A 26,846-nucleotide genomic window follows, 5' to 3' on the forward strand; every position below is an offset into this window, starting at 1 on the left:
CGTGCCCGCCGCCGCGCGTTGTCACCAGCGCGCCACGCCGCGCCGCGCCATGGTCAGCCGAACTTCATGCCCTTGGGGCGGGCCTGCAGCCGGTGGATGTAGGCATCGATCTTCGGCCGGTTCGAGCGCCCGCCAAAAGCGCGGTGCCAGATGAACATCGAGCCGATCATCACGTCCGCCGCCGTGAACTGCGCGCCGAACAGGTAGGGCCCGTCGCCCAGTTCGCGCTCGACCGCGTCCTTGGCTTCCTCGAAATCGGTCCAGCCGCGCGCGCTGTTGTTGCTGCGAATCTTCAGCAGGCTGTCGCCCATCGAGGGTTCCAGCTGCGAGGTGGAATAGACCATCAGCGACAGGTAGCGGCCCCGCTCGGGCGAGCCCACGGGCGGTGCCAGCCGCTTGCCGGGAAACTTCTCGGCCACGTACATGCAGATGGCCGCGTTCTCGAACACGCGCGTGCGCCCGTCCACCAGCGCGGGCAGCTTGCCGGCGGGGTTGATCTTCAGGAACTCGGGCTTCTTGTGCGCCTTTTCCTTGAGCAGCGTGGTGACGATCTCGTAGTCGACACCGGCTTCGTCGAGCATCCACCTGGCCACCTGCGAGCGGCTGTGCGGATCGAAGTACAGCTTCATGGTCATCGGTGTGTCTCCTGGGCCTTGCCTGGTCTCGAGGGCTTCAGAACTTGGGAATGCGCAGCGTCTTGCTGATCATGAGCGTGCCCGACAGCGCGAACATCAGCGTGAGCGGGTGCAGCTGCCACGGGCCGACGACCCAGGCGCCGCCCCACAGCGCATTGCCGATGTGGCCCTGCCAGGCCGCGTACGCGAGCACGCCCACCAGCACCACGCTGGTGGGAATGGGCGTGCCCTCGAAGTACTTCACCTTGTTGGCGCCTTCGGAGAGCGCCTCGGCCGTCACGTTGTAGCGCGCGAGCCGGCTCACGCCGCAGCACACGAAATAGATCAGGAGCATGCAGTCCCAGCCGCCGTTCAGGCCGGCCGCGAAGCCCAGCGCGGCCGGGGCCACGCCGAAGGAGATGATGTCGGCCAGCGAATCGAGCTCGCGCCCGAGCGCCGACTGCGTCTGGCGCCAGCGCGCGATGCGGCCGTCGAACACGTCGAAGATGAAGGCCGCCGGCGCCAGCGCCGCCGCCCACAGGAACTGCGCGAGCGACTGGCTCGCCATGAAGGCCATTGCCAGGAACACGCCGCCCACCCCGCATGCCGCGTTGCCGAGCGTGAAGACGTCGGCAAGGTGGAACTCCCGGATCATCGAAAAATGCTTGCGGGGGGGCGTGGGGGAAGCGGTGGTCATGAAGTGGTCGGAATGTTTCGGAAACGGCGAATGGACCGCACCTTAACCGAAGCGCGGGGGGCTTTTTGTAGTCGCGATCCGACGAAAAGGCGGCGCCAGGCCGAACCGGCCGCCCCGGCTTCAAACGCCTTCGTGCGCTTCGACGATGCGCGCGAAGCGCCCGAGCAGCCCGGCCGCCGCATCGGTCGCGGTCACGCGCTCGCGCAGCGCGGCGGGGTCGGCGCCTTCGGTGCGCAGGCCGTCGGCCAGCATGTCGATGTAGCCGCGCATGGTGTCGGCGTCGAACTCGGGGTGGAACTGCACGCCCCAGGCGTTCTCGCCCACGCGAAAGGCCTGCACGGGCTCGTGGTCGTTGCCGGCCAGGCGCACCGCGCCTTCGGGCAGGCGCAAAGCGCTCTGCCAGTGCACCACGTTCGCCGCAAACTCCGCGGGCAGGCCGCGCAGCAGCGCGTCGGTGGCGGCGGCCTCGTCGAGCGTGACCGTGACGGTGCCGACTTCCGCGCCTTGCGGGTGGTTGCCCGCCTCGCCGCCCAGCGCATGCGCCAGCAGCTGGTGGCCGTAGCAGATGCCCAGCACCGGCGTGCGGCGCGCCACCAGCTGCGCGAGCCACGCGGCGGTGGTTTCGCTCCAGGGCTCGCGATGCGACACCATCGCGTGCGAGCCCGTCACCACCGCGCCCGACACCGCCTGCGCGTCGGGCAGCGTGTCGCCGCGGCGCGGGTCGATCACCAGGATCGGCAGCGCCTGCGTGTCCAGCCCGTCGGCAATCCAGTGCTCGAAGTCGCCGCGCTCTGCGCGAAGGGCTTCGAAAGTGCTTCCAACCTTGACGATGACGAGCGGATGCGGGGGCGTTTTTTCCATGCCCGCGATCATGCCGCAGCCCGAAAGCACAGGTTCAGCGGGCGGCTTCCCGGCGATGCAGCAGGTCCATGAAGGCCCGGCCCACGGGCGAGGGTGACCGGCCCGCGCGGGTGATGAGCCCGATGGGCCGCGACATGGCCGGGCGCTGCAGCGGCACCGTCACCAGGTCGTCGTTGCGCGTGAGCTGCAGCGCCAGCCGCGGCAGCGCCGTGATGCCCAGGCCCGCGGCCACCAGCGCGCCGGCCGCGGCCACGCTCGGGTACTCCAGCGCCGGCACCACCTGCAGCCCGCGCTGGAGAAAGGCCGCATCGGTGATCGGGCGGATGCTGCTGCGAAAGCCGCTGGCAATGAAGGGCCGCGTCGCGAACACCGACCACGCCACCGTGGCCCGCGCCGCCAGCGGGTCGTCGCGCCGGCACAGCAGCATGAACGGGTCGTCGATCAGGTGGCGGTACAGCATCGGCTCCTGCGGGCCGGGGCGCACGCTGATGCCGAAGTCGGCCCGGCCTTCGTCCACGGCCGAGCGCACCAGCTCGGCGGGGCCTTCCATCAGCGAGAACGCCACCTGCGGGTGGCTGCGGCGGAACTCCGCGATCGCATGGGGCAGCACGGCCACGCCGATGGAGGGCAGCGCCGCAATGGTCAGGTGCCCGCTTCGGCCCTCGAGAAACTGCGACAGCTCGCTGAACGAGCTGTGAAAGTTCTCCAGGATGCGCAGCGCAATCGGCAGCAGCTCGCGCCCGGCGGGCGTGAGCTCCACGTGGCGCGTGTCGCGGTCGAACAGCCGCGCGCCGGCCAGGTCTTCGACGATGCGGATGGTGCGGCTCAGCGCGGGCTGCGACACATGCAGCGCGAGCGCGGCGGCGCGGAAGTTCGAGGTCTTCGCCACTTCGGCGAAGGCCTCCAGCTGCTGCAGCGTGATGTCGATTCGCACGGGCGCATCCCTTGTGGATTGATCCACTCAAGTTATCACAGATATAGAAATATTCGTCTTCCCAGATCAATGCGGGAAGCCCAGACTGGCGCCACCGAAACGAGACAACGGGCCTGAGACAGGGGCCTGAAAGCAGGCAGCAGACATGCAGAAAATACTGGAAGGCATCCGGGTGCTCGAACTCGGACAGGTGCTGGCCGGGCCGTTCGCGGGGGCGATCCTCGCGGACCTGGGCGCCGACGTGGTCAAGCTCGAACGCACCGAAGGCGGCGACGACGCGCGCCACATGGGCCCGGCCTTCCGGCACGGCGACGCGCTCAACTTTCATGTGTTCAACCGCGGCAAGAAGTCGGTGGCCATCGACCTCAAGAGCGCCGACGGCATGGCGGTGTTCGAGCGGCTGGCGGGCGAGTCCGACATCCTCATCCACAACCTGCGCCCGGGCGTCACGCAATCGATGGGCATCGACGGCCCGGCGCTGTGCGCGCGCCATCCGCGCCTCGTCTATTGCGAGATATCCGCCTTCGGCCACGCCGGGCCGCTGGCCATGCAGCCGGGCTACGAGCCGCTGATACAGGCCTTCAGCGGGTTGTCGAGCATCAACGGCGGGCCCGAAGACCCGCCCCTGCGCACCGGCGCCTCGGTGTGCGACCAGGGCACCGGCATGTGGGCCGTGATCGGCGCGCTCGCGCTGCTGCAGCGGCGCCACGCCACCGGCAAGGGCGGCGTGGTGAGCGCCTCGCTGCTCGAAACGGCGCTGGTCTGGACCGGCCAGAAGGCCGACGCCTATGCCAACGAAGGCCGCCTGCCCGATCGCCACCGCTCGGGCCACCCGGGCTTCGTGCCCTACGAATCCTTCGACACCGCCGATGCGCCGCTGCTCGTGTGCTGCGGCAACGACCGGCTGTTCGCCAAGTTCGCCAACGAGCTCGGCCGCGGCGACTGGACCGCCGACGAGCGCTTTGCCACCAACCGCCAGCGGCTGCGCCACAAGGCGGCGCTGTTCGAGCAGATCGTGCCGCTGCTGCGCGCACGCACCCGCGACGACTGGGCCGCGCGCTTCGCCGCGGCCGGCGTGCCCTGCGCGCCGGTGCACACCGTGCCCGAGGCCATCGCGCACCCGCAGGTCGAGGCGCTGGGCATGCTGCAGGCCGTGCCGGGCGAAGACTTCAGGCTGACCGCGCTGCCGCTGTCGATCGACGGTGCGCGTCCATCGCACCGCGCGGTGGCGCCGCGGCTGGGCCAGCACAACGCGGAGTTCGGCGCGCCCGCCATGCCGCCACAGAAAGACCAGGGAGCCGCACATGTCTGACTTGCCACGCCGCGTTCACTTGCATGAGGAAGGCCCGCGCGAGGGCTTCCAGATCGAGGCCGGCCCCATTGCGTCGGCCGACAAGGTGCGCCTGATCGAGGCGCTGGCCGAGACGGGGCTCGAAGAGGTGCAATGCGTGTCCTTCGTCAACCCCGAGCGCGTGCCCGGCATGGCCGACGCCGAGCTGGTGGCCCGCTCGATCCGCAAGCGCGAAGGCGTGCGCTACTCGGGCCTGTGGCTCAACCTGCGCGGCATGCAGCGCGCCATGCGCACGCAGCTCGACATCGAAGGCATCATCGGCACCAGCGCGTCGGAGGCCTTCTCGGTGCGCAACAACGGCAAGGGCCTGGCCGCGCTGCGCGAGGCCCAGCGCGAAACGCTGGCGTTCTGCGTGGACCACGGCATTGCGGTCACGCGCGGCATCGTCACCACGGCCTTCGGTTGCAACCTCGAAGGCGCGATCGCCCCGGCCACCGTGGTCGAGCGCGTGGCGCAGATGCTCGACACCCTGGCCGAGTTCGGCCTGCGCCTGCCCATCCTGCGACTGGCCGACACCGTGGGCTGGGCCCAGCCTAACGCCATTGCCGCGGTGGTCGGCGCCGTGCGCGAGCGCTGGCCCGAGCTGCGGCTGGGCCTGCACCTGCACGACACGCGCGGCACGGCCATGGCCAACGCGCTCATGGGCCTGCAGATGGGCATCGACACCTTCGACAGCGCCTGCGCCGGCCTGGGCGGCTGCCCGTTCGCGGGCCACACCGGCGCGGCCGGCAACATCTGCACCGAAGACCTGGCCTTCATGTGCCAAGAGATGGGCATCGAGACCGGCGTGGACCTCGAGGCGCTCATCGGCTGCGCGCAGCTGGCCGAGGACATCGTCGGCCATCCGCTGCCGGGCAAGCTCATGCGGGCCGGCACGCTGGGCCGGTTCCGGCACTGAGCGCATCACGTCGCCGCGCAAGCCGAATAAAAAACATTCCACAGGAGACAACGACATGCAGACCTTCTTCTCCCGGCTCTGTGCCGCCTCGGCGCTCTGCGCGGCCGTGCTGGCCGCCGCCCCGGTGCACGCGCAGCCGTACCCGAGTAAGCCCATCACCATCGTCGTGCCCTTCGGCGCCGGCAGCGGCACCGACCAGCAGGCGCGCAGCATGGCGCAGGCGCTGGGCGCCGAGTACAAGGTGCCCGTCATCGTGGACAACCGGGCCGGCGCCAGCGGCTTCATTGCCGCGCAGTACGTGGCCAAGGCCGCGCCCGACGGCTACACCCTGCTCATGACCACCAACACCACGCACGCGGCCAACGAGCACCTGTTCAAGAAGCTGCCCTACGACCCGGTGAAAGACTTCACCCCGGTCACGCTGCTGTCCAAGGGCCACATGCTGCTGCTGGTGAATGCCGAGTCGCCCATCAAGTCGGTGGCCGACCTCGTGGCCGCGGCGAAGAAGTCGCCCGGCAAGCTCAACTTCGGCAGCGGCAGTTCGTCGAGCCGCGTGGCCAGCGAACTGCTCAAGCAGATGGCCGGCATCGACATGGTGAACGTGCCCTACAAGAGCAACCCGCTGGCCATCACCGACCTGCTGGGCGGGCAGGTCGACTTCATGTTCGCCGACGCGCCCACCGCGCTGCCGCAGGCCAAGGGCGGCAAGCTGCGCGCGCTGGCTGTCAGCGGCAACAAGCGGCTTGCCGCCGTGCCGGCGCTGCCCACCGTGGAAGAGGCCGGCGTGAAGGGCTACGACATGTCGTACTGGACGGCCGTGTACCTGCCGCCGGGCGCGCCCGCGGCCGTGACGCACAAGCTCAACGAGATGATGATCAAGGTCTCAGCCGCGCCCGCCGTGGTCGCCTACCAGACCACCACCAGCGGCGAAGCCGTGACCAGCACGCCCGAGGGGCTTGCGCAGTTCCAGGCGGCCGAGTCGCAGAAGTGGGGGCAGGTGATTCGCGCGGCCGGCATCCAGCCGGAATGACGATGCGGTGAGTGGCGGTGAGTGGGGACGGGTGCCGGGGGCTCGCAAGGCGGGCAGGGTGCGGCTACAGTTGGCGCATCTTTCGCCGCCGACCTGCAACCCGACCTGGTCCATTCACCGATGCGTTCCCTGGCACTGTTCCTGTCGATCTTCGCCGCCGCGGCGGGCGCGCACGCGGAAGTGGTGCGCTGCACCGATGCCAAGGGGGCCATCTCGTACACCAACGTCGAGTGCCCGGCGGGCAGCAAGCAGTCGCGCCAGGTGCAGATCCTGGAAGCGCCGGCGCCCGACCCCAACCGCCGGCCCGACTACGCTGCGCCATCCGCGTCACCGGCACCGCCACCCGCCCAGGTGGCCGCCAACCCGCCGTCGGGCCCCGCCATCATTCCGCGCTACCCCGCCGGCACGCAGGAGCTGCAGCAACAGCAGCCGGCCGCCGACCCGCCCGTCGTCATCCTGAGCCCCGACCCGTACTACGACGGCGCGCGCCCCATCCGCAGGCCGCCGCCGCACCTGCGCGACCCGGGCCCACCGCCCGGCCAGCGGCCTTGCCAGAACCTGGCGGGCATCAAGCGCAGCAACTGCTGAAGGCCGGATGAGCGCGAGCGACAGCGGCGGGCCGGCAGGCTCTGCCTGGACCGTGTATTGCGACGGCAGCGCCATGCCCAACCCCGGGCGCATGGGCATCGGCGCCGTCATCACCGCGCCGGACGGCACGCGCCACACGCTCTCACAGGCCACGCACGCCATCGGCTGCAACAACGAGGCCGAGTTGCGCGCGCTCACGCTCGCGCTGCAGGACCTGCGCGCACGCGGTGTCACCGCCGTGCGGGCCTACAGCGACAACAGCATCCTGGTGGAACAGCTCGGCGCGGCCGAAACCAAGCCGATCGCGCGCATGGCCGAGCTCTTCGACGATGCCCGCGCCTTGCTCGGCAGCTTCGAGCACGCGCAGGTGCGGTGGATTCCGCGCCACCGCAACGGCGAGGCCGACGCGCTGGCCCGCGCCGCACTGGGCTTTGCGCCCAAACCGCCGGCCCGTCCCGGAAAGAAGCGCCGATAGGCCCCGGCGCGGCAACAGGTGCGGGAACCCCTATCATCACGCGCCATGACAGAAGCTACTCCCCGCCCACCCCTTCCCGACCACCTCTCCATCGACGCGCGCAGCCCGCACCACGTGGCCGCCGTCTTCGAGCACGACATCGGCATCCGTTTCAACGGCAAGGACCGCCTCGACGTCGAGGAATACTGCATCAGCGAAGGCTGGGTCAAGGTGCCCGCCGGCAAGACCCTCGACCGCAAGGGCAAGCCGCTGCTGATCAAGCTCAAGGGCACCGTCGAGGCTTACTACAAGTAAGCCGACGCGCCCGTCACAGCCGCCGTCACCGCCACTGCAGCAGCAGCGACCAGGGCTGGCGGCTCATGTGGCGGTCGATGCACCCGGCAACGCCCGGCGTGCATCCCTCGGGCAGGTAGCTCCGGTCCAGCCAGCGCGTGCCCGGCGCAAAGTCGAGCCGCCGCCGCGTGACCGACTGCAGCACATTGCCTCCCACCGCTTCGAACCCCGTCGCGTCCACGGCCACCACCACGTCGCAATGCATCGGCAGCGCTTCGCCGCCGGTGTCGCGCGTGGCCAGCACCTCGCCGATCTTGTCGAAGGTGTCCAGCTCGGCGCCCGCGCCGCGCGCCTGGCACACCAGGTCGCCCACGCGTGGCGGCGTGCGTGTCAGGTCGCAGGCGCGCATCGCATAGCGCGTGGGGCGGCCCGCCGATTCCTCGGCGCCGGCCTGCCAGGCGGCGCCCGCGTAGTCGACGTGCGCCTCCGAGAACACGAACTCGTCTTCCGCCAGCCCCGCCTGCCGCGCCAGCCAGCTGACGAAGGCGGCCGACCACGGCGTGTCGATCACCGAGGCCCGCGCCAGCGCCACCTGCACCGCGCGCAGCTCGTTCGACTCCAGCCCCTCGTCGGGCCCGACCCCCAGGCCTTGCAGCCGCCCGGCCGTTGCCTCGTTCAGTGCCTGCATCAGCAGGTGCCGGTTGGCCGGGCGCAGCGCGCCGTAGCGCACCTGCGTGGGCAGCCGCGGGTCGACCGCCTGCCAGTAGCCCAGCACCCGCTGCCAGGGCGCGAGGCTGGGCACCGTGTGGCGCGTGTCCTCGGCCTCGGAGTCGCCGGCCTGGGTCATGCGGCCTTCGGCGTCCATCGCCTGGCCGCCGAAGGCTTCGTGCTCCTGCACGGCGAAGGTGGCCATGGCGAGCGCGCGTGACGGGGCGGGGGATTGCATGGCGGTGTCCAGGCAGCCCGGCGCGGCGACGGCCAGCGCGGGGGCGCCCGCGAGCCAAAGGGCCGCGAGCACAGTGCCCGTGCAGCGTGAAGAAGAGGAAAAAGCGTGGCGTGGCGGCATGTGCCGGCGAGCATAGCCCGGCGCCGCCGCGCTTCGTATTCACCATGGAGCGCGTCGTGCCGGCGAGAACGAAGGCAGCACTGGCGCGCGTTCCGCAATCCATCATTCATGGGAGCCGGCGGCGTCCAACGGCGCGCGCGCTTCGATCAGAATCAGGGCGATGTTTGTTCCTTCGCCCCATGTGACAGATCGAGTCCAGCGACTTGCAAGCCAGGTCGGCTGCGCTGTCGGGGACTTCGCCGAGCCGTATGGCGCCCCCAAGCCCGCGCTTCTCGGGAGTCTTTCCAGCGTCGCCATGACCTTGCGCGAGTTCGGCGCTCGCTGGGACCGCACGGACAAGGTGTACTTCTTTGCGAACTGGGCGTTGCTCGAAGCCGCACTCCAGCATCTGGTCGACAAGCGCGTCTGAGGCCGATGCTGCCTGGCCCCGGCGGGCTCAGCAAGGTTCAGCGAGGTTCAGCAAGGCCACTCGCATCGCGTTGCATGCTCATGGCCCGGCGCTCACAGCTTGCCCTGGGCGAGCAGCTCACGCGTGCGCTTCAGCGTCGACAGCAGGGCGCTTTTGTAGCCCTTGTCCGCACTGTCGAACTGCGCCTGCTCGGCCTGTTCCTCGGGGCCGCCAGGTTCCTTGCCGCGCAGGCCGATGTAGCAATAGAACCGAAGCTGCAGCTCGCCGGCCGCATCCTCGAACAGCTCGTTGACGATCGCGCCTTCGCGCGGACCGGTCGCCTGGAAGAAGGTGACCTTGCGCTGAGGCTCGAGCGTGATGATCTCGCGCAGCTCGGCGCCGGCGATCGTGGCTTCGCGCACGAAGTGGGTGGCGCTTTCCTCCACGACGTCGCAGCGCGTGCACAGGCCGGGCGGCAGGAAAAGCCGCGCATCGCGCGCCTTCGACTCGAGGCCCTTCCAGGCCTGTTCGCGGGTCATCGGGGTCTCTCCGTCCGGGTTCACGGCAACGGTGGCGGTTGAATGGATCATGGTGAAATCCTCTTGGTTGTGTTGATCGGACCGGCCGCTCACGCCGAGGCGGAAAGCTCGAAAGCGAAGTCGCGGTACGAGCGCAGCGGGCGCCCCAGCAGCTTCGTCAGGCGCTCCACGTCACCGGCCTCCGGCGTCATTCCGTCCGACAGGAAGCGTTCGGTCATGAGGCGCATGTCGTAGGCCATCCAGCTCGGCATGAAGTTCAGCAGGTTCTTCTCGAAGCCCGCGGTGTCGTCGCCGCTGTAGACGACGGGGCGGCCCAGCACGGCCGACCAGGTCTCGGCCATGCCGGTGCCCGTCAGCGTGTCGGGACCGACCAGGTTGATGCGCTTGAGCGGGAGCGGCCCGGACGCGTCGCGGTCCAGCAGTTCGATGGCGGCGATCTCCGCGATGTCGCGCGTGTCGATCATGGCGAGCCCCTTGCTGCCGATCGGCATCGGGTAGACGCCATGCCCGAGCACCACATCCTTGATCGTGAGGTCGTTCTGCATGAAGTAGGCCGGCCGCAGGATGGTGGCCCCGAAGCCCATCTGCTCGAGCATCCGCTCCACCCCGAACTTGCCCGCGAAGTGGGGAACGTTCAGGTACTTGTCGCTGTGAATCACCGACAGGTAGACGACGCGCCCAATCCCCGCATCGCGCGCCAGGTTGAGCGTGACAAGGGCCTGGGTGAACTCGTCCGGGACGACCCCGTTGAGCAGGAACAGCGTGGAAACCCCCGCCAAGGCGCGGCGCAGCGCCGCCACGTCCAGCAGGTCGCCCTGCACGACTTCGACGCCATCAGGGAAGGTGGCTTTGGACGGATCGCGCACGAGTGCGCGCACTGCGGCACCGCGGTCGACGAGTTGCTGGACGACCTGGCGGCCCACGTTGCCGCTGGCGCCGGTGATGAGGATGGTCATGGAATTGCTCCGGTTCGTTGAAGGAGCCTCGATCTTCAAAGTTCCACCGACGGACCGATATCCCTTATATTTGGACACCTCGTCTCACCGAGGGAACGTATGGACCTCCTTGCCCTCACCGACTTCAACCTCGTGGCGCGTCACGGCGGCTTCGGGCGCGCTGCCCGCGAGTCCGGGCGGCCCAAGGCGACCCTGTCGCGCCGGGTCGCCGACCTGGAAAGCGGGCTCAACCTGCGCCTGTTCGAGCGGGGCGCACGCACCCTGAAGCTCACCGAGGAAGGCCGCGCGCTCTATGAGAGAACCTCGGGGCTGCTGACGGAACTCGACGAGACCGCGGCCGCCATCGCGTCCGGCGCTGAGGCGCCGCGCGGCAGGTTGAAGGTGAGTGCACCGCTGCTCTTCTCGCAAGCCGCCATGGGCAAGCTGGCCGCTCGGTTCGCTCTGAAGTACCCAGACGTCCGGCTCGAGGTCACCACGGAGGACCGCGCAGTCGACATGGTGGAAGAGGGCTATGACCTGGTGATCCGCGTGAACCCGGACCCTGATGCGCGGCTGGTGGGGCGGATCTTCCTGAGGGATCGGCTCGTCGTGGTCGCGAGCCCGACGCTCGCGCTGCCGGCAGGCACCGCGCCTGCGCCTGCCGTGGTGCGTGAAAGCGGCGCAGCGGACCCGAATTCGACATGGGAGATGACCGGTCCGTCCGGCACGAAGCGCATCGCCGTGAAGCCTGTGCTGCGCCTGTCCTCCTTGTTCATGGTGCGTGACGCGGTCAGGGCGGGCGTCGGGGCCGCGCGCCTGCCCTTGTCGCTGGTCACGCAGGACCTGCGTGCGGGGAGACTCGCGCACTGGGGCGATGTCGAAGGGCCCGAGATCGCGCTCTGGGCGCTGTATCCGTCTCGCAGGTTGCTGAGCAGCCGCGTTTCAGCGTTCCTGGACTTCCTGAAAGAGGCATTTCCCATCGGATCGCCCGATGAGCTGGCGTCCTTCATCGATTGAAAGTCGCGGGCAGCTACAGTTTTCCCGCACGAACCGTCATTCACCGCGCGCGGCCCACCCGCGCAGCCCCAGGCATGCAAAAGAAACTCATCAAACTCGCGGAAGAATCCGCCGACAAGGGCCGTTGGGCCCTGGCCGCCGCGGCCACACGCGCTTCGGTCAGCGACACGGTCGACGACCACATCAACGTGCTCGGCGCCATGCACGAAGCCGGGCTGCTGAAAAACAGCCTGGCCCCGTTCGCCAAGGTCTGGCGCGCCGACGCACCAACTTTTGCCGCCGCCTGCGCGACGCGCCTCGACAAGGGCGATGCGGACTACTGGGCGCTTGCAGCCCTGCTCGGCATGGGCGTTGCCGACGTTGCGCCGGTGTTCATCGGGATGGGCTTCGAGCTGCTGGCCATCGCGCGCATCCCGGCATTCAAGGACCCGGAGCTGCACGTCGCAACGCTCGCTCGCTGCCAGGCGGCCAGCCCCGAAGTGCTGACGGCACCCGTCGACTTGGGCTGGAACGCCAAGACGGGCGAGCTGCTGGACGTGAGCCGCTGGCGAGCCATCGTCCTGGAGGAACACACGGGGGCGCCGCCGCAATTGAGCGGCAGCGGCTTCGGCAGTTACTACATGCGTGCCAAGCTGCCGTTCGGTTGCTGGCGTTTGCTTCACGACAAGTTCTCGCTCGATGCGAACGCGGCAGTGCTGCCCGAGGCAACGCTTTGGAAAGAAGAAGGGCGATAGGCCGTGGCGCGTGTCGCCGAGTGACGGTCGTCGCATGAGGGCCGGCTCGGGTTGCCGCTGACAAGACGGTGCGGTAGCCTCCCGGCTCCAACAGTCCACAGGAGTCTTCCGATGACCCGTCGCTTCGTTCTCTACACCGGCGCCGCCGTCGCAGCTGCCGCCCTGATCGTCGGTTGCGGTGCCATGGGCTCGTCGGGCGGCAACCCCATGAGCTTCTTCATCACCAGTGCCAACCCCGGCAAGGGCGGTGACCTTGGTGGCGTGGCTGGCGCCGACCGCTTCTGCCAGTCGCTGGCGACCAGCGCCGGGGCGGGAAACAAGACCTGGCACGCCTACTTGAGCACCGCTGCCATGAACGGGCAGCCGGCCGCCAACGCGCGCGACCGCATCGGCACCGGGCCGTGGACCAACGCCAAGGGCGTCGTCGTCGCGACCAGCGTGGCCGACCTGCACAGCGCCAACGCCAAGGTCGGCAAGGACACCTCGCTGAACGAGAAGGGCGAGGTTGTCTCCGGCTTCGGCGATGCGGTCAACCGCCACGACATCCTCACCGGCTCGCGCCCCGACGGCACCGTGGCCGTGCCCGATCCCGGCAAGGACACCACCTGCGGCAACTGGACCAGGAGTGACGGCGGCTCCGCCATCGTGGGTCACCACGACCACAAGGGCACCAACCCCGACCCGGTGGCCAACGCGTCGTGGAACTCCTCGCACGGCACGCGCGGCTGCAGCGTCGACCAGCTCAAGATGAGCGGCAGCGCGGGCCTGATGTACTGCTTCGCGGTGAACTGACCTGGGCAGAAGGGCGGGCTTCGGCCTGGGCATCGTTGCCCCGTTCGCACATGGCCATGAAGTGCGCCCCGTCAGCCTGCGGAAAGGGGGGGCGCGGGGGCCGCGGGGGCCGCGTTGATCGCCAGTTGCGCGGCAAACGCCCGCTGGTAGGCCGGCCGCGCTTCGCCGCGAGCGACATAGGCAGCCAGGCTGGGAAACTCGTCCAGCAGGCCTGACGGCCTCAACCGCAGCAGCACCGACACCATCAGCAGGTCGCCTGCGCTGAAGCCGCCGTCCAGCCAGTCGGCGTCGCCCAGGCGGGCGGCCAATGAGGTCAGCCTGGCGCGCACCCGGTCCTCGACGAGCGACAGGCGCTCGGCCTTCCAGGGCTTGTCGCCTTCCACGAACTTGACGGTGACTATTTCGAGGATGGGCGGCTCAACCGTGTTGAGCGCCGCGAACATCCACATGACGGCGCGTGCCCTTGCGTTGGCATCGGCGGGGAACAGGCCCGGGTGGCGCTCGGCGATGTGCAGCACGATGGCGCCCGTCTCGAACAACGCGAGCTCGCCTTCCTCGTAAGTGGGGATCTGGCCGAAGGGATGCAGCGCCAGGTGCGCGGCCTCCTTCATCGCGCGGAAGGACACCAGGCGCACCTCGTAGGGCAGGCCGGCTTCCTCCAGCGCCCAGCGCACGCGCGTGTCGCGCGCCAGACCCTTGCCGCCGTCGGGCGAGCGTTCGAAAGCGGTGATGGTGACGGTCATCGTGGGTGCTTTTTTCGAAGAGTGCTGTGTGAGGGCATCAGGCAAATCCAGATCGTCAGTCGCCGGGCCTGCGTCTCGTGGGGTTGGTGAATTAGGCGCGGGGCGAAGGCACCTTGGCAATGCCTCTGCCGAAGCCCACAGCCCTTTGCACACGTTGCACGCATTGGAGGCCGTCTGCAAACGCGTGCCTGTCTGCGGCCTCCTGCGCGGGCTCGGCACCGACCCCACTGGCGAGCGCACGCCGGGTGCTTAGGATGCACGCAGGAGCACCCCGCATGAACGTCACCCTTCGCCAGCTCAGGTACTTCGTCGAGATTGCGCGCAGCCGCAGCTTTTCGCGCGCCTCGGAGCACCTGAACATCGCGCAACCCGCGCTGAGCCAGAACATTTCTTCGCTCGAGCAAGACCTGGGCAGCCCTCTTTTCGAGCGCCGCCCGCGCGGCGTCGAGCTCACGGCCGCCGGCCATCGCCTGCTGGCCAGTGCCACCGAGCTGCTTGCGCGCGCCGACGCACTCAAGGAAGACATCGTCGACGGCGGCGAGGCCCGGCCCACCGGCGCGGTGCGGCTGTGGGTGGCCGGCTCGCTGGCGGGCACGCTGGTGGCGCCGCTGTTCAAGGCGGTGGCCGCGCAGTGCCCGGGCGTGGAGCTCACGGTGCGCGAGGGGCTGTCGTTCGAGGCGTCCGCGCTGGTCGAGTCGGGGCAGGCGCACCTGGCCGTGATGCCCAGCCCCTCAGAGCTGCTGGGCATGGAGTCGCTGCCCATCTTCGAAGAACGCTTCATGCTCTTCGGCGCGTACGCGGCCATGCGCCGCAAGCCGCGAGAGATCGCTTTTTCCGATGTCTGCGGCCTGCCGCTGGCGCAGCCCGACCGCGCGCACGACCTGCGCAAGATCATCGAGCGCGCGGCCAACGCCATCGACCGCCGCCTCGACGTGCGCTACGAACTCAACAGCCCGGCCATGCTCGTGGGCGTGGTGAAGGAGGGCCTGGCCTTTTCGATCATGCCGCCCAGCCCCTGCCACGAGGCCGTGACGGCCAAGGCCATTGCGGGCCGGCCCGTGGTGGGGCCCGAGCTCTCGCGCGTGCAGGCCGTGGTGTGGCCGCGCGACCGCCCGCTGAGCACGGCGGCAGCGGCGGTGCGCGACATGCTGGTGAAGCTGATCCGCGAGATGGTGCGCGACGGCCGCCTCGAAGGGCGGTTGATCGGCGCGAGCCATAAGAAAAAATGATCCCGCGCCATGCCGAGACAGTATTGGATTTGTCCGGCCCGCGCGATCACAGTCTCTTCGAAAGGGCGCAAGCACACGCCCTTGCAGGAGACAAACACATGGCACAAAAAAACGTCGTGGTCATCATGTCCGATGAACACGATCCACGAATGATGGGCTGCTCCGGACATCCCTTTGTCCAGACGCCGAACCTCGATGCGCTCGCCGCGCGCGGCGTGCGCTTCACCAGCGCCTACACCCCCAGCCCCATCTGCGTACCGGCCCGCGCCGCCTTCGCCACGGGCCAGCGCGTGCACACGTTGCGCCTGTGGGACAACGCCATGCCCTACACCGGCGAGCAGCGCGGCTGGGGCCACGTGCTGCAGCAGCACGGCGTGCGCGTGGAAAGCATCGGCAAGCTGCACTACCGCAACGAGGAAGACCCGGCCGGCTTCGACGCCGAGCACCTGCCCATGCACGTGGTGGGCGGCCACGGCATGGTGTGGGCCTCCATTCGCAACCCCTACTGGCCGCGCGCCGACGGCCCGCGCATGCTGGGCGAGCGCATCGGCCCCGGCGAATCGTCGTACACGCAGTACGACCGGGCCGTGACGCAGCGCGCGGTCGAGTGGCTGCAGGATGCCGGCACGCGAAAAAGCGAAGGCGAAGGCGAGGGCGAGGGCGAGGGCGATGGTGCAGGCTTCGTGCTCTACGTCGGCCTCGTCGCGCCGCACTTTCCGCTCGTCGTGCCCGAGGAGTTCTACAAGCTCTACCCGCCCGGCCAGATGCCCGAGCCCAAGCTCACGGCGGCCAGCGGCTACCAGCGCCACCCGTGGGTGCAGGAGTACTGCGACTTCATGGGCTCCGACGAAGAGTTCGTCGACGAGGCCGAGCGCCTGCGCGCCTTCTCGGCCTACTACGGCCTGTGCACCTGGCTCGACCACAACGTGGGGCAGATCCTCGGTGCGCTGCGCGCCGCGGGGCTCGAAGACAGCACGCAGGTCGTCTACACCTCCGACCACGGCGACAACCTGGGCGCGCGCGGCGTGTGGGGCAAGTCCACGCTGTACGAAGAGAGCGCGAAGGTGCCGATGCTCATTGCAGGCCCCGGCATTGCGCCAGCAGTGTGCGAGACGCCGGTCGACCTGCTCGACCTGTTCCCGACCATCCTGCAAGGCGCGGGCATCGACCCCGCGCCCGAAATGGGCGACCGGCCCGGCCGCGCGCTCACCGACCTGGCCACCTCGGCGCCCGACCTGGAGCGCCCCATCCTCAGCGAATACCACGCGGCGGGCAGCAACTCCGGCGGCTTCATGCTGCGCAAGGGCCGCTGGAAGTACCACTTCTACGTGGGCTTCGCGCCCGAGCTGTTCGACCTGCACGACGACCCCGAGGAACTGCACGACCTGGCCGCCAGCCCCGCGCATGCGGAGGTGCTCGCGAACATGCACGCGGCCCTGCTCGCCATCTGCGACCCTGTTGCCGTCGACGCCCAGGCGCAGGCCGACCAGGCCGCGCTCATCGAGCACTACGGCGGCCTCGAGGCGGCGCACAAGCTGGGCTCGTCCACCTCGACGCCCGTCAAGCTGCCGGCCGCGGCCTGAGCCCATGGACCCGCGATTTCTCAACGACTGGAGCGGCGTTGCCGGCGGCACGCCGAGCGAAGTCCATCGCCCGGCGAGCACCGAAGAGGTGGCCACCATCGTGCGCCGCTGCCAGTCGCAGAACCAACGCATCACCGTGCAGGGCGGCATGACCGGTCTTGCAGGCGGCGCGGTGCCCGGCGACGGCGACGTGGTGATCAACCTCGAGCGCATGAACCGCATCGAGGACATCGACGAACTCGAAGGCGTGATGCTGGTGGAGGCCGGCGCCACGCTGCAACAGGTGCAGGAAGCTGCTGCGCAGCGCGGCTGGATGTTCGCGCTCGACCTTGGCGCGCGCGGCAGTTGCCAGGTGGGCGGCAACGCGGCGACCAATGCGGGCGGCATCCGCGTGATCCGCTACGGCACCATGCGCGACGCGGTGCTGGGCGTGGAGGCCGTGCTGGCCGACGGCACCGTGGTGTCGTCGCTGTCGCGGCTGGTGAAGAACAGCACGGGCTTCGATCCGCGCTTTCTGTTCATCGGCACCGAGGGCACGCTGGGCATCATCACGCGGCTCACGCTGCGCCTGCATCCGCCAATGGGCGAGCTGTCGGCGGCGTGGGTCTCGGCCTCGCGCTTCGAGGCGCTGCCCGAACTGCTGCGCACGCTCAAGGCGCGGCTCGGCGCGTCGCTGTGCGCCTTCGAGTTCATGTCGGGTGCGTTCGTGCGGCTGGCCTCCAGGCTTTGCGACCAGGAGGCGCCGCTGAATGCATCGGCCGACTGGCATGTGCTCATCGAGGCGGCGGGTGCATCGGGTGCATCGGCCGAGTCGGGTGCATCGGCTGAAGACGCACTGCAGGCCGCGCTGGCCGACGCGCTGGACGCCGGCGTCATCGACGACTGCGCGCTGGCTTCCAGCATTGCGCACCGCCACGCGTTCTGGCGCCTGCGCGAGTCGATTCCCGAGGTGCTCACGCACCTGAAGCCGGCCGCGGCGCTCGACATCGGCATGCCGTGGTCGCAGACCGCCGGCTACATGCAGGAAGTGGAGGCCGCGCTGAAGCAGGCGCGCCCCGATGCGCAGCACCTGTTCCTGGGCCACCTGGGCGACAACAACGTGCACCTCATCAGCGGCCCGGTCGACGCGCAGGGCCTGCATGAGGTGGACGACATCGCCTACCGCGCCCTGCAGGGCCGCCACGGCACCATCAGCGCCGAGCACGGCGTGGGCCGGCTGAAGAAGCCTTACCTGCACATGACCCGCTCGCCCGGCGAGATCGGCCTCATGCGCCGCCTGAAGCAGGCCATGGACCCGGCGCACCTGCTGAACCCGGGCCGGATATTCGACGACGATAAAAACGGAGACACACGATGCAACGCAGAACCGCACTCACCGCACTAGGCGCGTCCATGCTCGGCGCGATGGCGCCCGCATGGGCGCAGGGCTTTCCCAGCGCGCCCATCAAGCTCATCGTGCCGTACTCGGCGGGCGGCGGCGCCGACGCCGTGGCACGGCTGCTGGCGCTCGGCATGGGCGAAGAGCTGAAGCAGGGCGTGATCGTCGACAACCGCGCGGGCGCCGGCGGCATGGTCGGTGCCGAGGCCACGGCCAAGGCCGCGCCCGACGGCTACACCGTGCTCTTCGGAGGCAACCCCGAGCTCACCATCGTGCCGTGGCTGCACCCCAAGCTGCCCTATGCGCCGCTCACCGACTTCACGCCCGTGGTGCTCGTGTCGCAATCGCCGAACGTGCTGGTGGCCAACGCGTCGCTGTCGGCCAAGACATTGCGCGCCGCGCTCGACGCCGCGCGCAAGGCGCCCGGCGGCATCACCATCGGCACGCCGGGCAACGGCACGCCGCAGCACATCGCGGTGGAACTGCTCAAGCAGCAGACCGGCATGGACATCGTGCACGTGCCGTACAAGGGCGCGAGCCCGGCCACCGTGGCGGCGCTGGGCGGCGAGGTGTCGTTTGCGCTGGTGGGTGCGCCGCCGCTGTTGCCGCACCTGGCCTCCGGCAAGCTGGTGCCGCTGGCCGTGACCCAACCCAAGCGCTCGCCGCTGCTGCCCGAGGTGCCCACCGTGGGCGAAGCCATCGGCCTGATGCGCGACGACGACTTTGTGGCGTGGTACGGCGTGCTGGTGCCCTCGCGCACGCCGCCCGAGGTGGTGAAGCAACTCGAGAAGGCCGCCTTTGCCGTGCTCAAGCGGCCCGACACCAGGGCCAAGTTCGCGGCGCTGGGCACCGACCTTGCGGCGATGCCGGGCGACCAGTTTGCGCAGCGCATGCGCAACGAGACCAAGCTCTACGGCGACATCATCAAGCGCTTCGGCATCAAGGCGGCCTGACGGCCCGATGGTCTGACGGCCGGCGGGTTCAAGGGCAGGCCGAGCGGCACACCTCGAGCACCTCGTTGCGCAACCAGCGGTGGGCCGGGTCCTGGTCCAGGCGCGGATGCCAGATGGCCGCCACGTTGAAGGGTGTCGTGCGTACGGGCAAATCGAAGTGCTGCAGGCCGGGCACGGACTGCACGCCGTGCACGCCGTGCACGGCGTGCGCGGAAATCAGGTCCGGCGCCAACGGGTTGCCCAGGCAGGAGTGCGGAACGACGGCGAGCAGCTCCGAGCGCCGCGCGACCTGCATGGCGTTGGTGCCCGGCTCACACCTCGCCCCGATCGGCGCGCGCCCTTGCCGCGGGCGCATCACTGCCGGCCGCCTGCTTGAACGCCCTGGCGCGCGGAACCAGCATGCCGACCTCTCTGCGATAGGCGCGGTACCGCTCGCCGAACTGCAGCAGCAGGTCGCGCTCCTCGAACGCAATGCCGATGAGGGTGTACGCACTCAGCCCGAGCGCGAACAGCAGTCGCCCGGCCGTCATGACCGGCACGCACCAGAAGCCCAGCAGCAGGCCCACGTAGAGCGGGTGCCGCACGTAGCGGTAGAACAGCGGCGTCTTGAAGTCGCTCTGCGGCGCGCTGCGTCTGGTCAACGCGGCAAAGGCCTGCTGGAGCCCGAACAGCTCGAAATGGTTGATCAGGTACGTGCTCACCACGACGATCACGCAACCGAGCCCGAACAGGCCCCACAGCAGCGCCACGGCCGCCTTGTTCTCGACCCGCCACACGACCGGCGCCGTAATCGGCACCCACAGCCAGAACATCAGCGCCAGCACGACGCAGGTGGCCACCACGAAGGTGCTGCGCTCGACCACCTCGGGAACAACCCGCGTCCACCAGCGCTTGAAGCCGCGGCGGGCCATCACGCTGTGCTGCACGCCGAACAGAACCAGCAGCAGCACGTCGGTGCCGACGGCTTCGATCCACCCGGTGGTGGCGCCCACGTCGACCGACTTGGGCACGTACAGGTTGCCGCTGAAGCCGATGAAATAGGTCAAGGTGGCCATGCACGCCACGTAGGCGGCCAGGGCGTAGAGAAACGAGAGCAGTGCGCGCACGGTGATCTCCTTGTGCAGCTGAAAGCGCAAAGATAGGAGCGGGGCGTCCCTTCATCGTCCCTCGGCGTCCCTTCGCATCCCTCTGCGTCGCTCCGCGTCCCTCCGCTTCCCTTCCGCAATCCCTTGAAAGTCCCTAGGCAACACCACCCCGCGCGGTTATAAAACGCGCAATGCCTCGCTCCTCCAGATCAGCCCCCAGTGAGCGGCCTCGCCTGGAACTACAGCTATTCGGCGTGCCCACGGTCGTGGCGCAGGGGCATGCAACCGCGCTGTCGCTCAAGCGCGCCTTCGCGCTGCTGGCCTACCTCGCGTACCACTCGGGGCCGGTACCCCGGGCGCACCTGGCCCCGCTGCTTTGGCCGGACGCCAGCGAAGCGACGGGCCGCACGCGCCTGCGCCGGCTGGTCTACACGCTGGAGGCCGCGGTCGCCTGCAAGGTGCTCTCGACTGAAAACGACTGCCTCGCACTCGTGCCTGGCATGGTCGAGACCGATGCCCTGCGCTTCGCACAGTTCGCGCGCCGCGCCGTTACCGCGCAGGCGCTGGACGACGCCGCGCTGGCCGAGGCGCGCCAATGGATTGCCAGTGCACGCCGCACGCTGCTGGAGGGCATCGCCTTCGGGTCCGAGTCTTTCGACGACTGGCTGAAGGCGCTTGCCATCGAGCACGAGCACCTTCTGGCGCGCCTGCTCGAGCGGGTCGTCGATGCGCTGGCGCGGCGCGGCGAGTTCGCATCGGCGCTCGAGCTGGTCGAGGCTCTCCTGGCGCTGGATGCCTACCGCGAACCCAGCTACGTTCTGCTGATGCAGCTGCATGCGCAGCAGGGCCACAGCGCCGGTGTCGAGGCCGCGTACACGCGCTGCGCGCAGGTGCTGCGCGCGGAGTTCGGCATCAGGCCCGGTCCGCAGACCGAGGCGGCGTACCTGCGCATGACCGAAGACCTGCAGCGGCTGCTGTCCCACCGTGTCGAGCGGCCGGCCGTGCGCTTCGCCGAAAGCGCGGCCGGGGCCATTGCCTACACGGTGCTCGGCGCAGGCGAGCAGACCATGGTCATCTGCCCCGGGTTCGTGTGCCACATCGAACTGGCCATGGAGCACCCGCCGCTGCGCGCCTGCGTGCAGGCACTGGCCGAGCGCTTTCGCGTCGTCTTGTTCGACCGGCGCGGCATCGGCCTGTCGGAGCGCCTGCGCGCCGCGAGCACGCCTGACGCGCTGGCGCACGACATTGCGGCCATCCTCGACGACGCGGGCGTGCCGCGCGCCTGGCTCTTCGGGTCGTCCGAGGGCGGCCTGGGCGCGATGCGCCTGGCCGTGGACCGCCCGGAGCGCGTGAGCGGGCTGTGCCTTTTCGGTGCACTGGCGCGGGGCTGCGCCGCGCCCGACTATCCGTGGGCCTTGCCCGCGGCCGCATACGACGTCTGGCTGAAGCGGCTCGTTGCCGGTTGGGGCGGGCCCGTGGGCATCGAGACCTTCGCGCCCAGCGAGCAGGGCGACCCCGCGCTGCGCGCGTGGTGGGCGCGCCTGGTGCGCCACGCCGCGTCGCCCGGCGGGCTGGAGGCCATTCTGGCCGGCCTGCGCGATGCCGACATGCGGGCCGAGCTGGCGCGCATCGGCGTGCCGACCCTCGTGATGCACCGGCGCGGCGACCGCGCCGTGCGGTTCGAAGCGGGCGAGCATCTGGCGCGGAGCATTCCCGGTGCGGTGTGGCAACCGCTGGAAGGCACGGATCACTTCTGGTGGAGCGGGGACAGCCAGCCGGTTGTTCAGGCGGTGTTGAAGTTTGCGGGGGCTTCGCACTGAAAACCATCTCGGCGCAAGCGCGTCAATAGAGAAAAGGAGCAAGGGCACACGGCCGTTCAGCCCGCAAACTCCGGCTTGCCTTCAACTCCCGGTCGTCAGGCCCGAGACCTCAGATGCAACGTCGAACCTTCGTGGCCGCCATGGGCGCAACCCCCGCCTTGCATCCGTTGCTGGCCGTGGCGCAAGACGACCCCTGGGGCGCCGAGGCCGGCTACCCGACGGGCTGGGGCACGCCGCGAGGGCTGTCGCGCGAGAAGCGTTTGTACGTGGGCAACTTCTCGGGTGGCTTCGAGTCGATGCTGCCGAACAACACCATCCAGTGCGGTGCCGAAGACCCCGTGCGCGACAAGCCCCGCACCGACCTGCGCTACCGCCTGAACGGCGTTGCCAGGAGCCCGGACGACTACATGGCCGCCTGGCCCGTGACCGGCCTGCTCATCGCGCGGCGCGGCGAGGTGTGGTTCGAGAAGTACCAGTTCGGCCGCAGCGCCGACATGCGCATGACGGGCTGGTCGATGTCCAAGAGCGTGACGTCGCTGTTGCTGGGCATCACGGTCGACCGCGGCAAGATCACCTCGCTCGAGGACACGGCCGCCAAGTACGTGCCGTCGCTGGCCGGCACCCTGCACGGCGAAACCAGCCTGCGCAACCTCATGAACATGTCGAGCGGCGCCGACATCGTTCACGAGCAAGGCAACAACACCCTCTACCCCGCGGCACTGACCGGCCCGCGCGCAAACATCGAGCAGACCGTGCACAACTGGAACACGCGGCGCGAACCCGCGGGCACGCGCTTCAACTACAACGAGCTGTGCCCGCTCACCATTGGCATGGTGCTGCGCGCGGTGAACGGCATGAGCATGTCGGAGTTTGCCGAGCAGGCCTTGTGGAAGCCGCTGGGCGCCGAAGCCAACGCCACGTGGCTCACGGACGCTCATCACAACGAGTTCAACTGCATCGGCTTTGCAGCGCGCCTGCGCGACTGGAGCCGGCTGGGCCGCCTGGTGGCGCAGCGCGGGTATGCCAACGGCCGGCAGATCGTGAGCCGTGAATGGATGGAGAGCTACAGCCGATGGGAAGCCAACGAGGCGCAGGTGCGCTACGGGGCGCTGGGCAAGCCGGCAGGCGCGGCCTACAAGGCCTTCATGTGGCATGCGAAGGCGAACGGCACACGGCCGCTGTTCAGCGGTGTGTATGGGCAGCGCGTGCTGGTGGACCTTGAGACCGAGACGGTGATGGTGCAGACGGCGGTGGATGAGGTGGGGGATTGGGCGCGGGAGATGTTTATGTTGTTTCAGGGAGCGGTGGGGGTGGAGTGAATGGTTGGTGCAGGGCTGCTTTGCAGCGATTGCCGCCAATGGCGCGCGCTCCGTCAATTCACGGTGACGGCCGCATTGCAATCGTTGAAAGCCCTCGACACATGTCGAGTGCAATGACCGGTTGCCGGCAATGGCATGGCAAAGTCGACTGTGACGGTGACGGTGGCCATGACTGGCCCAGAAAGCTGCTGGGAGGATATCTTGGGCGTCTGCCCATGCCTCTGCAGACTGACAAGAAGGAGGAGGTCAACGCGGCATGCATGCCGATCAGGTATTGGAATCGGCGGCGCAAGCAACTTGCATCAGCGCGGTCAATCCCGTACGCTGGCTTGGCGTCCGCGCGCAACACTCGAGCCCTTGCGGGCTGCCGGGCCGGCCTTGCGGACGCGCAAAGGAGTTCAGCCATGCCAAGCCGATCGAACAGCCTCGCGGCCGAAATGGAAGCAGTGCGAACGCTGGCGTTCGTTGGCGCCGCAGCCACCGGCAAGAGCTCCCTCGCCGAGGCCTTGTTGTACAAGGCGGGTGCCATCGGAGCGTGCGGCAGCATCGAGCGCGGCAGCACCGTCAGCGACCACGACCCGCTGGAGCGCCGCATGCAGCACTCGCTCAACGCATCGGTGATGCACCTCACGCATGCCGGCACGCGCATCCACTTCATCGACACGCCCGGGGGCTCCGACTTCCTCGGTCAGAGCCTGCCGGCGCTGGAGGCGGTCGATACGGCGGCAGTGGTCATCAATGCCGTCACCGGCATCGAGCCGATGACGGTGCGCATGATGGCGTACGCGGCCTCGCGCCACCTCGCCCGCATGATCATCGTTAACAAGATCGACTCGCAGGGCGTCTCGCTGGCGGGCCTGCTGGCCGACATCCAAGCGACCTTCGGCCGCCAATGCCTGCCGCTGAACCTGCCCGACCGGGTCGGCAAGCGAGTGGTGGACTGCTTCTTCAACCGCTTCGGGCAGTCCGACTTCGGCCCCGTCGAAGCAGCGCATCGCGCGCTGGTGGAGCAGGTGGTCGAGGTCGACGCGGCCTTCGTCGACCGTTACCTCGAGGAGGGCGACGTGGATCCGGTCGAGCTGCACGCGCCGCTCGAGCAGGCGTTGCGCGAAGGTCACCTGATCCCGGTATGCTTCGTCTCGTCGCGCAGCGGTGCCGGCGTGGCCGAGCTGCTGGACGTGATCGTCAAGCTCCTGCCCGACCCGACCGAGGCCAACCCGCCGGACTTCATCGTTGGCGAGGGCGCAGAGGCCCAGCCCATGGAGGCCAAGCCCGACCCGACGCTGCACGTGCTGGCGCATGTGTTCAAGGTCACGATCGACCCCTATGTCGGCAAGATGGGCATCTTCCGCGTGCACCAGGGCACGCTCACCCGCGACAGCCAGCTCTACATCGGCAACGGCCGCAAGCCCTTCAAGGTGGGGCACCTGTTCATGCTCCAGGGCAAGGACCATGTCGAGGTGTCGCGCGCGGTGCCGGGGGACATCGTGGCGGTGGCCAAGGTCGAGGAGATCCATTTCGACGCCGTGCTGCACGATGCAGCCGAAGACAGCCATGTCCATCTCGCGCCGCTGGCGTTCCCGGTGCCGGTGCACGGCCTGGCCGTGGAGCCCAAGCGCCATGGCGACGAGCAGCGCGCCTGGGAGATCCTCGGCAAGCTCGCGGCCGAGGATCCCTGCCTTCGCATCGAGCATGTGGCCGCGACCAACGAGACGGTGCTCTACGGGCTCGGCGAGCTTCACCTGCGCATCGTGCTCGAGCGCCTGCGCGAGGTGTACCGCTTCGAGGTCCTGACGCGATCGCCTACCGCGAGACCGTGACCGTGACCGCGCCCGCCGAGGGCCACCACCGCCACAAGAAGCAGACCGGCGGCGCCGGCCAGTTCGCCGAAGCCTTCCTGCGCATCGAGCCGCTCGCGCGCGGCGCGGGGGTCGAGTTCGCGGACGAACTCCGGGACGGTGCGATTCCGGGCCGGTTGATCCCCGCTGTCGAGAAAGGCGTGCGCGAGGTGCTGGCGTGCGGCGCGATCGCCGGCTACCCCGTGGTCGACGTGCGCGTCGTGGTGCACGATGGCAAGCATCACAGCGTCGACAGCAAGGACATCGCCTTCGCGACCGCCGGCCGCAACGCCTTCATGGCCGCGATCCGTGAGGCCCGGCCAGTCGTGCTCGAGCCGATCGTCCAGATCGAGATCGCCGTGCCTGAACATTCTGTCGGCGATGTCACGAGCGACCTGTCGTCGCGGCGCGGCCTGGTCACTGGCACATCGGTCATGGGGGGCGGCACAGTGGCCATCGGCGGGCAGGTGCCCGAGGCCGAGCTGGCCAACTACCAGTCGCGGCTCAATGCGATGACCGGTGGCCAGGGCCAGTACACCATCGCGTTGTCGCACTACGAAGCCGTGCCGCCGACTGTTCGGCAGACGCTGATGGGCCAGTGCAGGGTGCGCGAAGACGCGTAGGAGAAGCTCAGAGCAATTCGAGCGCGATGTCCTGTGCGCCTACAGCACCTTGTTGCCGAGTGAACGCAACTGTTCTTTGCACTTTGCCTCTCGCTACTACCCGTAGATGACGCAGACGCGATTTTGCTGAACTGGCTGGCTGGCTGGCTGGCTGGCTGGCTGGCCCAGGCCGCCCTGCTGCTCTTCTTGCACGCACGCCGCCGAGCAATCGACTAGGGCGTATCGTGAGGTCAAAATGCTTCCTCGCTCGGCTATTGCGATCACCCTAATTCTTGTGGCACATGTCCGATACGCAGCGATTGCCGCCATTCGAAGGGCTCGCGCGAATAGGTACTATCGGCCAGGAGCAGTCCTTCGCGCTGCTCAGCAGTAGCCCAGTCAGTTGCCGTGCTCTTTCGGCTTTTGCACCTTTGTTGAAACGCATCCAGATCCGCATTAAAGACTTCATGACTGAACGCCCTGTCTACGTCCACGTTCCGCCTGACCACTCCCTGCCCAGCATTGAGCACCTCGCTCCTTTTCGGACGGTAGTTGTCATCGAAGGAGAGGTTTCTAGCAATTGGCACTCCGATGTCAGCGACTGGCTGGTGCGTTCAGCGCGCTGCCATCGTGATGAGCTTGGTGCAGTCGGCCCGCATGAATGGGCTGGACCCCTGGGCTTACCTGCGCGATTTGTTGCAGCGACTGCCGATCATGCTCAACAGCCGGCTCCAAGAGCTGCTTCGTAAGCCGTCAATTAACCACGCCCTTGTTCAGGGAGCGATGAGCTGTGAGGCTACGTGCCCATGTATAGCAACATGGACACGTAGACATGACAGAGCAGTACGCAGAGTTGAGAGGCCGGTTGGTTGTGGGGCGCAAGAGTGACGGTCGCGGCGTCTACGACGAATCTGCCAAGAGGGAGTTGATCGTTGCCTGCCTCAAGCAAGGAGTGTCGGTGGCACGCATGGCGATGGAGCACGGTGTCAACACGAACCTGCTGAGGACGTGGATCGCGGCTTACCAGCGGCGAAGCGCCCAGGCGCCAGCGGGCGACATCGCGCGAATGCAAGATGCGGCATTCGTTGCCGTGCGCGTAGAGGG

General features: G+C 68.8%; 27 protein-coding genes and 2 pseudogenes. 19 read left to right on the plus strand and 10 right to left on the minus strand.

Translation table 11 applies throughout. The features are described 5' to 3' along the window. Positions 1 to 53: 53 nt before the first annotated feature. From BM013_RS35950 to BM013_RS35965, 4 genes are all read right to left on the minus strand, one after another. Positions 54 to 635 (minus strand): glutathione S-transferase family protein, encoded by a 582-nt coding sequence (locus BM013_RS35950; RefSeq protein WP_093134408.1) that lies wholly within the window; start codon positions 633 to 635, stop codon positions 54 to 56. Between the two features lie 37 nt (positions 636 to 672). After that, on the minus strand, positions 673 to 1,311 hold the full coding sequence (locus tag BM013_RS35955) for a CDP-alcohol phosphatidyltransferase family protein (protein WP_093134411.1): 639 nt from the start codon (positions 1,309 to 1,311) through the stop codon (positions 673 to 675). A 120-nt stretch (positions 1,312 to 1,431) separates the two neighbouring features. Next, positions 1,432 to 2,172 (minus strand): glutamine amidotransferase, encoded by a 741-nt coding sequence (locus BM013_RS35960; protein ID WP_093134479.1) that lies wholly within the window; start codon positions 2,170 to 2,172, stop codon positions 1,432 to 1,434. A gap of 34 nt (positions 2,173 to 2,206) precedes the next feature. After that, entirely contained in the window at positions 2,207 to 3,106 is a 900-nt protein-coding gene (locus BM013_RS35965; RefSeq protein WP_177206693.1) for a LysR family transcriptional regulator, read from the minus strand. A gap of 145 nt (positions 3,107 to 3,251) precedes the next feature. On the opposite strand from BM013_RS35965, the gene BM013_RS35970 reads away from it, so the two are divergent. From BM013_RS35970 to BM013_RS35995, 6 genes are all read left to right on the plus strand, one after another. After that, the gene (locus BM013_RS35970; RefSeq protein WP_093134416.1) at positions 3,252 to 4,418 is read left to right on the plus strand and encodes a CaiB/BaiF CoA transferase family protein; all 1,167 of its coding nucleotides are present in this window, start codon (positions 3,252 to 3,254) and stop codon (positions 4,416 to 4,418) included. Beyond that, the gene (locus BM013_RS35975; protein WP_093134419.1) at positions 4,411 to 5,355 is read left to right on the plus strand and encodes a hydroxymethylglutaryl-CoA lyase; all 945 of its coding nucleotides are present in this window, start codon (positions 4,411 to 4,413) and stop codon (positions 5,353 to 5,355) included. The genes BM013_RS35970 and BM013_RS35975 overlap by 8 nt, the downstream gene beginning before the upstream one ends. Positions 5,356 to 5,410: 55 nt before the next feature. Continuing rightward, on the plus strand, positions 5,411 to 6,385 hold the full coding sequence (locus tag BM013_RS35980; protein ID WP_093134421.1) for a Bug family tripartite tricarboxylate transporter substrate binding protein: 975 nt from the start codon (positions 5,411 to 5,413) through the stop codon (positions 6,383 to 6,385). A gap of 120 nt (positions 6,386 to 6,505) precedes the next feature. After that, positions 6,506 to 6,973 carry a hypothetical protein gene (locus tag BM013_RS35985; protein WP_093134424.1) on the plus strand — a complete coding sequence of 156 codons (468 nt, stop codon included), beginning with the start codon at positions 6,506 to 6,508 and terminating at the stop codon, positions 6,971 to 6,973. A gap of 7 nt (positions 6,974 to 6,980) precedes the next feature. Next, positions 6,981 to 7,448 (plus strand): ribonuclease HI family protein, encoded by a 468-nt coding sequence (locus tag BM013_RS35990; RefSeq protein ID WP_093134427.1) that lies wholly within the window; start codon positions 6,981 to 6,983, stop codon positions 7,446 to 7,448. A 45-nt stretch (positions 7,449 to 7,493) separates the two neighbouring features. Next, positions 7,494 to 7,742: a DUF3297 family protein gene (locus BM013_RS35995; protein ID WP_093134429.1), complete on the plus strand. Its 249-nt coding sequence runs from the start codon at positions 7,494 to 7,496 to the stop codon at positions 7,740 to 7,742. Between the two features lie 25 nt (positions 7,743 to 7,767). On the opposite strand, the gene BM013_RS36000 is transcribed toward BM013_RS35995, so the two are convergent. Continuing rightward, positions 7,768 to 8,667 carry a DUF2272 domain-containing protein gene (locus BM013_RS36000; protein ID WP_256221850.1) on the minus strand — a complete coding sequence of 300 codons (900 nt, stop codon included), beginning with the start codon at positions 8,665 to 8,667 and terminating at the stop codon, positions 7,768 to 7,770. Between the two features lie 280 nt (positions 8,668 to 8,947). Here BM013_RS36000 and BM013_RS40935 point away from each other — a divergent pair, with 280 nt between their 5' ends. After that, the gene (locus BM013_RS40935; protein WP_093334571.1) at positions 8,948 to 9,196 is read left to right on the plus strand and encodes a hypothetical protein; all 249 of its coding nucleotides are present in this window, start codon (positions 8,948 to 8,950) and stop codon (positions 9,194 to 9,196) included. Positions 9,197 to 9,288: 92 nt separating this feature from the next. Here the strand turns inward: BM013_RS40935 and BM013_RS36005 are convergent, their stop codons facing one another. Then, positions 9,289 to 9,765: an AtaL-like protein gene (locus BM013_RS36005; protein ID WP_093134433.1), complete on the minus strand. Its 477-nt coding sequence runs from the start codon at positions 9,763 to 9,765 to the stop codon at positions 9,289 to 9,291. A 38-nt stretch (positions 9,766 to 9,803) separates the two neighbouring features. Then, the gene (locus BM013_RS36010; protein ID WP_093134435.1) at positions 9,804 to 10,670 is read right to left on the minus strand and encodes an SDR family oxidoreductase; all 867 of its coding nucleotides are present in this window, start codon (positions 10,668 to 10,670) and stop codon (positions 9,804 to 9,806) included. A gap of 99 nt (positions 10,671 to 10,769) precedes the next feature. Here BM013_RS36010 and BM013_RS36015 point away from each other — a divergent pair, with 99 nt between their 5' ends. The 3 genes from BM013_RS36015 (at position 10,770) to BM013_RS36025 (ending at position 13,192) form a co-directional block, all read left to right on the plus strand. After that, positions 10,770 to 11,666: a LysR family transcriptional regulator gene (locus tag BM013_RS36015; RefSeq protein WP_093134437.1), complete on the plus strand. Its 897-nt coding sequence runs from the start codon at positions 10,770 to 10,772 to the stop codon at positions 11,664 to 11,666. A 74-nt stretch (positions 11,667 to 11,740) separates the two neighbouring features. Next, positions 11,741 to 12,400 (plus strand): hypothetical protein, encoded by a 660-nt coding sequence (locus tag BM013_RS36020; RefSeq protein WP_093134440.1) that lies wholly within the window; start codon positions 11,741 to 11,743, stop codon positions 12,398 to 12,400. 111 nt (positions 12,401 to 12,511) lie between these two features. Then, a complete protein-coding gene (locus tag BM013_RS36025) occupies positions 12,512 to 13,192 on the plus strand; it encodes a hypothetical protein (RefSeq protein WP_093134442.1) in 681 nt (226 codons plus the stop codon). A 71-nt stretch (positions 13,193 to 13,263) separates the two neighbouring features. Here the strand turns inward: BM013_RS36025 and BM013_RS36030 are convergent, their stop codons facing one another. Next, positions 13,264 to 13,935 (minus strand): glutathione S-transferase family protein, encoded by a 672-nt coding sequence (locus BM013_RS36030; protein WP_093134445.1) that lies wholly within the window; start codon positions 13,933 to 13,935, stop codon positions 13,264 to 13,266. 275 nt (positions 13,936 to 14,210) lie between these two features. Between BM013_RS36030 and BM013_RS36035 the strand changes: the two genes are divergently transcribed. The 4 genes from BM013_RS36035 (at position 14,211) to BM013_RS36050 (ending at position 19,078) form a co-directional block, all read left to right on the plus strand. Continuing rightward, the gene (locus BM013_RS36035) at positions 14,211 to 15,164 is read left to right on the plus strand and encodes a LysR family transcriptional regulator (RefSeq protein ID WP_093134447.1); all 954 of its coding nucleotides are present in this window, start codon (positions 14,211 to 14,213) and stop codon (positions 15,162 to 15,164) included. A gap of 98 nt (positions 15,165 to 15,262) precedes the next feature. Continuing rightward, a complete protein-coding gene (locus tag BM013_RS36040; protein WP_093134450.1) occupies positions 15,263 to 16,747 on the plus strand; it encodes a sulfatase family protein in 1,485 nt (494 codons plus the stop codon). Positions 16,748 to 16,751: 4 nt separating this feature from the next. Next, positions 16,752 to 18,131 (plus strand): FAD-binding oxidoreductase, encoded by a 1,380-nt coding sequence (locus tag BM013_RS36045; RefSeq protein ID WP_093134453.1) that lies wholly within the window; start codon positions 16,752 to 16,754, stop codon positions 18,129 to 18,131. Then, the gene (locus BM013_RS36050; protein ID WP_093134455.1) at positions 18,101 to 19,078 is read left to right on the plus strand and encodes a Bug family tripartite tricarboxylate transporter substrate binding protein; all 978 of its coding nucleotides are present in this window, start codon (positions 18,101 to 18,103) and stop codon (positions 19,076 to 19,078) included. Before BM013_RS36045 ends, BM013_RS36050 begins: the two co-directional genes overlap by 31 nt. 28 nt (positions 19,079 to 19,106) lie before the next feature. Here the strand turns inward: BM013_RS36050 and BM013_RS36055 are convergent, their stop codons facing one another. Continuing rightward, positions 19,107 to 19,373 carry a type 2 periplasmic-binding domain-containing protein gene (locus BM013_RS36055; protein WP_093134458.1) on the minus strand — a complete coding sequence of 89 codons (267 nt, stop codon included), beginning with the start codon at positions 19,371 to 19,373 and terminating at the stop codon, positions 19,107 to 19,109. Positions 19,374 to 19,389: 16 nt separating this feature from the next. Then, positions 19,390 to 20,184, minus strand: a complete 795-nt coding sequence (gene mddA, locus BM013_RS36060) for a methanethiol S-methyltransferase (RefSeq protein WP_218153722.1) — start codon at positions 20,182 to 20,184, stop codon at positions 19,390 to 19,392. A gap of 233 nt (positions 20,185 to 20,417) precedes the next feature. On the opposite strand from mddA, the gene BM013_RS36065 reads away from it, so the two are divergent. From BM013_RS36065 to BM013_RS36085, 5 genes and pseudogenes are all read left to right on the plus strand, one after another. After that, positions 20,418 to 21,983 carry a bifunctional AfsR/SARP family transcriptional regulator/alpha/beta hydrolase gene (locus BM013_RS36065; protein ID WP_177225663.1) on the plus strand — a complete coding sequence of 522 codons (1,566 nt, stop codon included), beginning with the start codon at positions 20,418 to 20,420 and terminating at the stop codon, positions 21,981 to 21,983. 113 nt (positions 21,984 to 22,096) lie between these two features. Continuing rightward, positions 22,097 to 23,302: a serine hydrolase domain-containing protein gene (locus BM013_RS36070; protein WP_093134463.1), complete on the plus strand. Its 1,206-nt coding sequence runs from the start codon at positions 22,097 to 22,099 to the stop codon at positions 23,300 to 23,302. A 404-nt stretch (positions 23,303 to 23,706) separates the two neighbouring features. Further along, positions 23,707 to 25,763, plus strand: a pseudogene (gene fusA, locus BM013_RS36075) (elongation factor G). A gap of 594 nt (positions 25,764 to 26,357) precedes the next feature. Next, positions 26,358 to 26,486: pseudogene (locus tag BM013_RS36080) on the plus strand (transposase domain-containing protein); the annotation flags it as partial. An 88-nt stretch (positions 26,487 to 26,574) separates the two neighbouring features. Further along, positions 26,575 to 26,846: transposase (locus BM013_RS36085; protein WP_143098305.1), on the plus strand; the 272-nt coding region annotated here is incomplete at its 3' end.

The sequence above is a fragment of the Variovorax sp. OK605 genome (assembly GCF_900115445.1).
GTDB lineage: Bacteria > Pseudomonadota > Gammaproteobacteria > Burkholderiales > Burkholderiaceae_C > Variovorax.

Excerpts from the sequence above, each read along its gene's own strand:
- BM013_RS36030 (WP_093134445.1), bottom strand. The coding sequence starts at position 13,935 with ATGACCGTCACCATCACCGCTTTCGAACGCTCGCCCGACGGCGGCAAG.
- BM013_RS40935 (WP_093334571.1), top strand. The coding sequence starts at position 8,948 with ATGTTTGTTCCTTCGCCCCATGTGACAGATCGAGTCCAGCGACTTGCA.
- BM013_RS35990 (WP_093134427.1), top strand. The coding sequence starts at position 6,981 with ATGAGCGCGAGCGACAGCGGCGGGCCGGCAGGCTCTGCCTGGACCGTG.
- BM013_RS36015 (WP_093134437.1), top strand. The coding sequence starts at position 10,770 with ATGGACCTCCTTGCCCTCACCGACTTCAACCTCGTGGCGCGTCACGGC.
- BM013_RS36035 (WP_093134447.1), top strand. The coding sequence starts at position 14,211 with ATGAACGTCACCCTTCGCCAGCTCAGGTACTTCGTCGAGATTGCGCGC.
- BM013_RS36005 (WP_093134433.1), bottom strand. The coding sequence starts at position 9,765 with ATGATCCATTCAACCGCCACCGTTGCCGTGAACCCGGACGGAGAGACC.
- BM013_RS36055 (WP_093134458.1), bottom strand. The coding sequence starts at position 19,373 with ATGCAGGTCGCGCGGCGCTCGGAGCTGCTCGCCGTCGTTCCGCACTCC.
- BM013_RS36025 (WP_093134442.1), top strand. The coding sequence starts at position 12,512 with ATGACCCGTCGCTTCGTTCTCTACACCGGCGCCGCCGTCGCAGCTGCC.
- BM013_RS35975 (WP_093134419.1), top strand. The coding sequence starts at position 4,411 with ATGTCTGACTTGCCACGCCGCGTTCACTTGCATGAGGAAGGCCCGCGC.
- BM013_RS35960 (WP_093134479.1), bottom strand. The coding sequence starts at position 2,172 with ATGGAAAAAACGCCCCCGCATCCGCTCGTCATCGTCAAGGTTGGAAGC.
- BM013_RS35980 (WP_093134421.1), top strand. The coding sequence starts at position 5,411 with ATGCAGACCTTCTTCTCCCGGCTCTGTGCCGCCTCGGCGCTCTGCGCG.
- BM013_RS36010 (WP_093134435.1), bottom strand. The coding sequence starts at position 10,670 with ATGACCATCCTCATCACCGGCGCCAGCGGCAACGTGGGCCGCCAGGTC.
- BM013_RS35950 (WP_093134408.1), bottom strand. The coding sequence starts at position 635 with ATGACCATGAAGCTGTACTTCGATCCGCACAGCCGCTCGCAGGTGGCC.
- BM013_RS35955 (WP_093134411.1), bottom strand. The coding sequence starts at position 1,311 with ATGACCACCGCTTCCCCCACGCCCCCCCGCAAGCATTTTTCGATGATC.
- BM013_RS35985 (WP_093134424.1), top strand. The coding sequence starts at position 6,506 with ATGCGTTCCCTGGCACTGTTCCTGTCGATCTTCGCCGCCGCGGCGGGC.
- BM013_RS36020 (WP_093134440.1), top strand. The coding sequence starts at position 11,741 with ATGCAAAAGAAACTCATCAAACTCGCGGAAGAATCCGCCGACAAGGGC.
- BM013_RS36045 (WP_093134453.1), top strand. The coding sequence starts at position 16,752 with ATGGACCCGCGATTTCTCAACGACTGGAGCGGCGTTGCCGGCGGCACG.
- BM013_RS36040 (WP_093134450.1), top strand. The coding sequence starts at position 15,263 with ATGGCACAAAAAAACGTCGTGGTCATCATGTCCGATGAACACGATCCA.
- BM013_RS36070 (WP_093134463.1), top strand. The coding sequence starts at position 22,097 with ATGCAACGTCGAACCTTCGTGGCCGCCATGGGCGCAACCCCCGCCTTG.
- BM013_RS35970 (WP_093134416.1), top strand. The coding sequence starts at position 3,252 with ATGCAGAAAATACTGGAAGGCATCCGGGTGCTCGAACTCGGACAGGTG.
- BM013_RS35995 (WP_093134429.1), top strand. The coding sequence starts at position 7,494 with ATGACAGAAGCTACTCCCCGCCCACCCCTTCCCGACCACCTCTCCATC.
- BM013_RS36050 (WP_093134455.1), top strand. The coding sequence starts at position 18,101 with ATGCAACGCAGAACCGCACTCACCGCACTAGGCGCGTCCATGCTCGGC.
- BM013_RS36000 (WP_256221850.1), bottom strand. The coding sequence starts at position 8,667 with ATGCAATCCCCCGCCCCGTCACGCGCGCTCGCCATGGCCACCTTCGCC.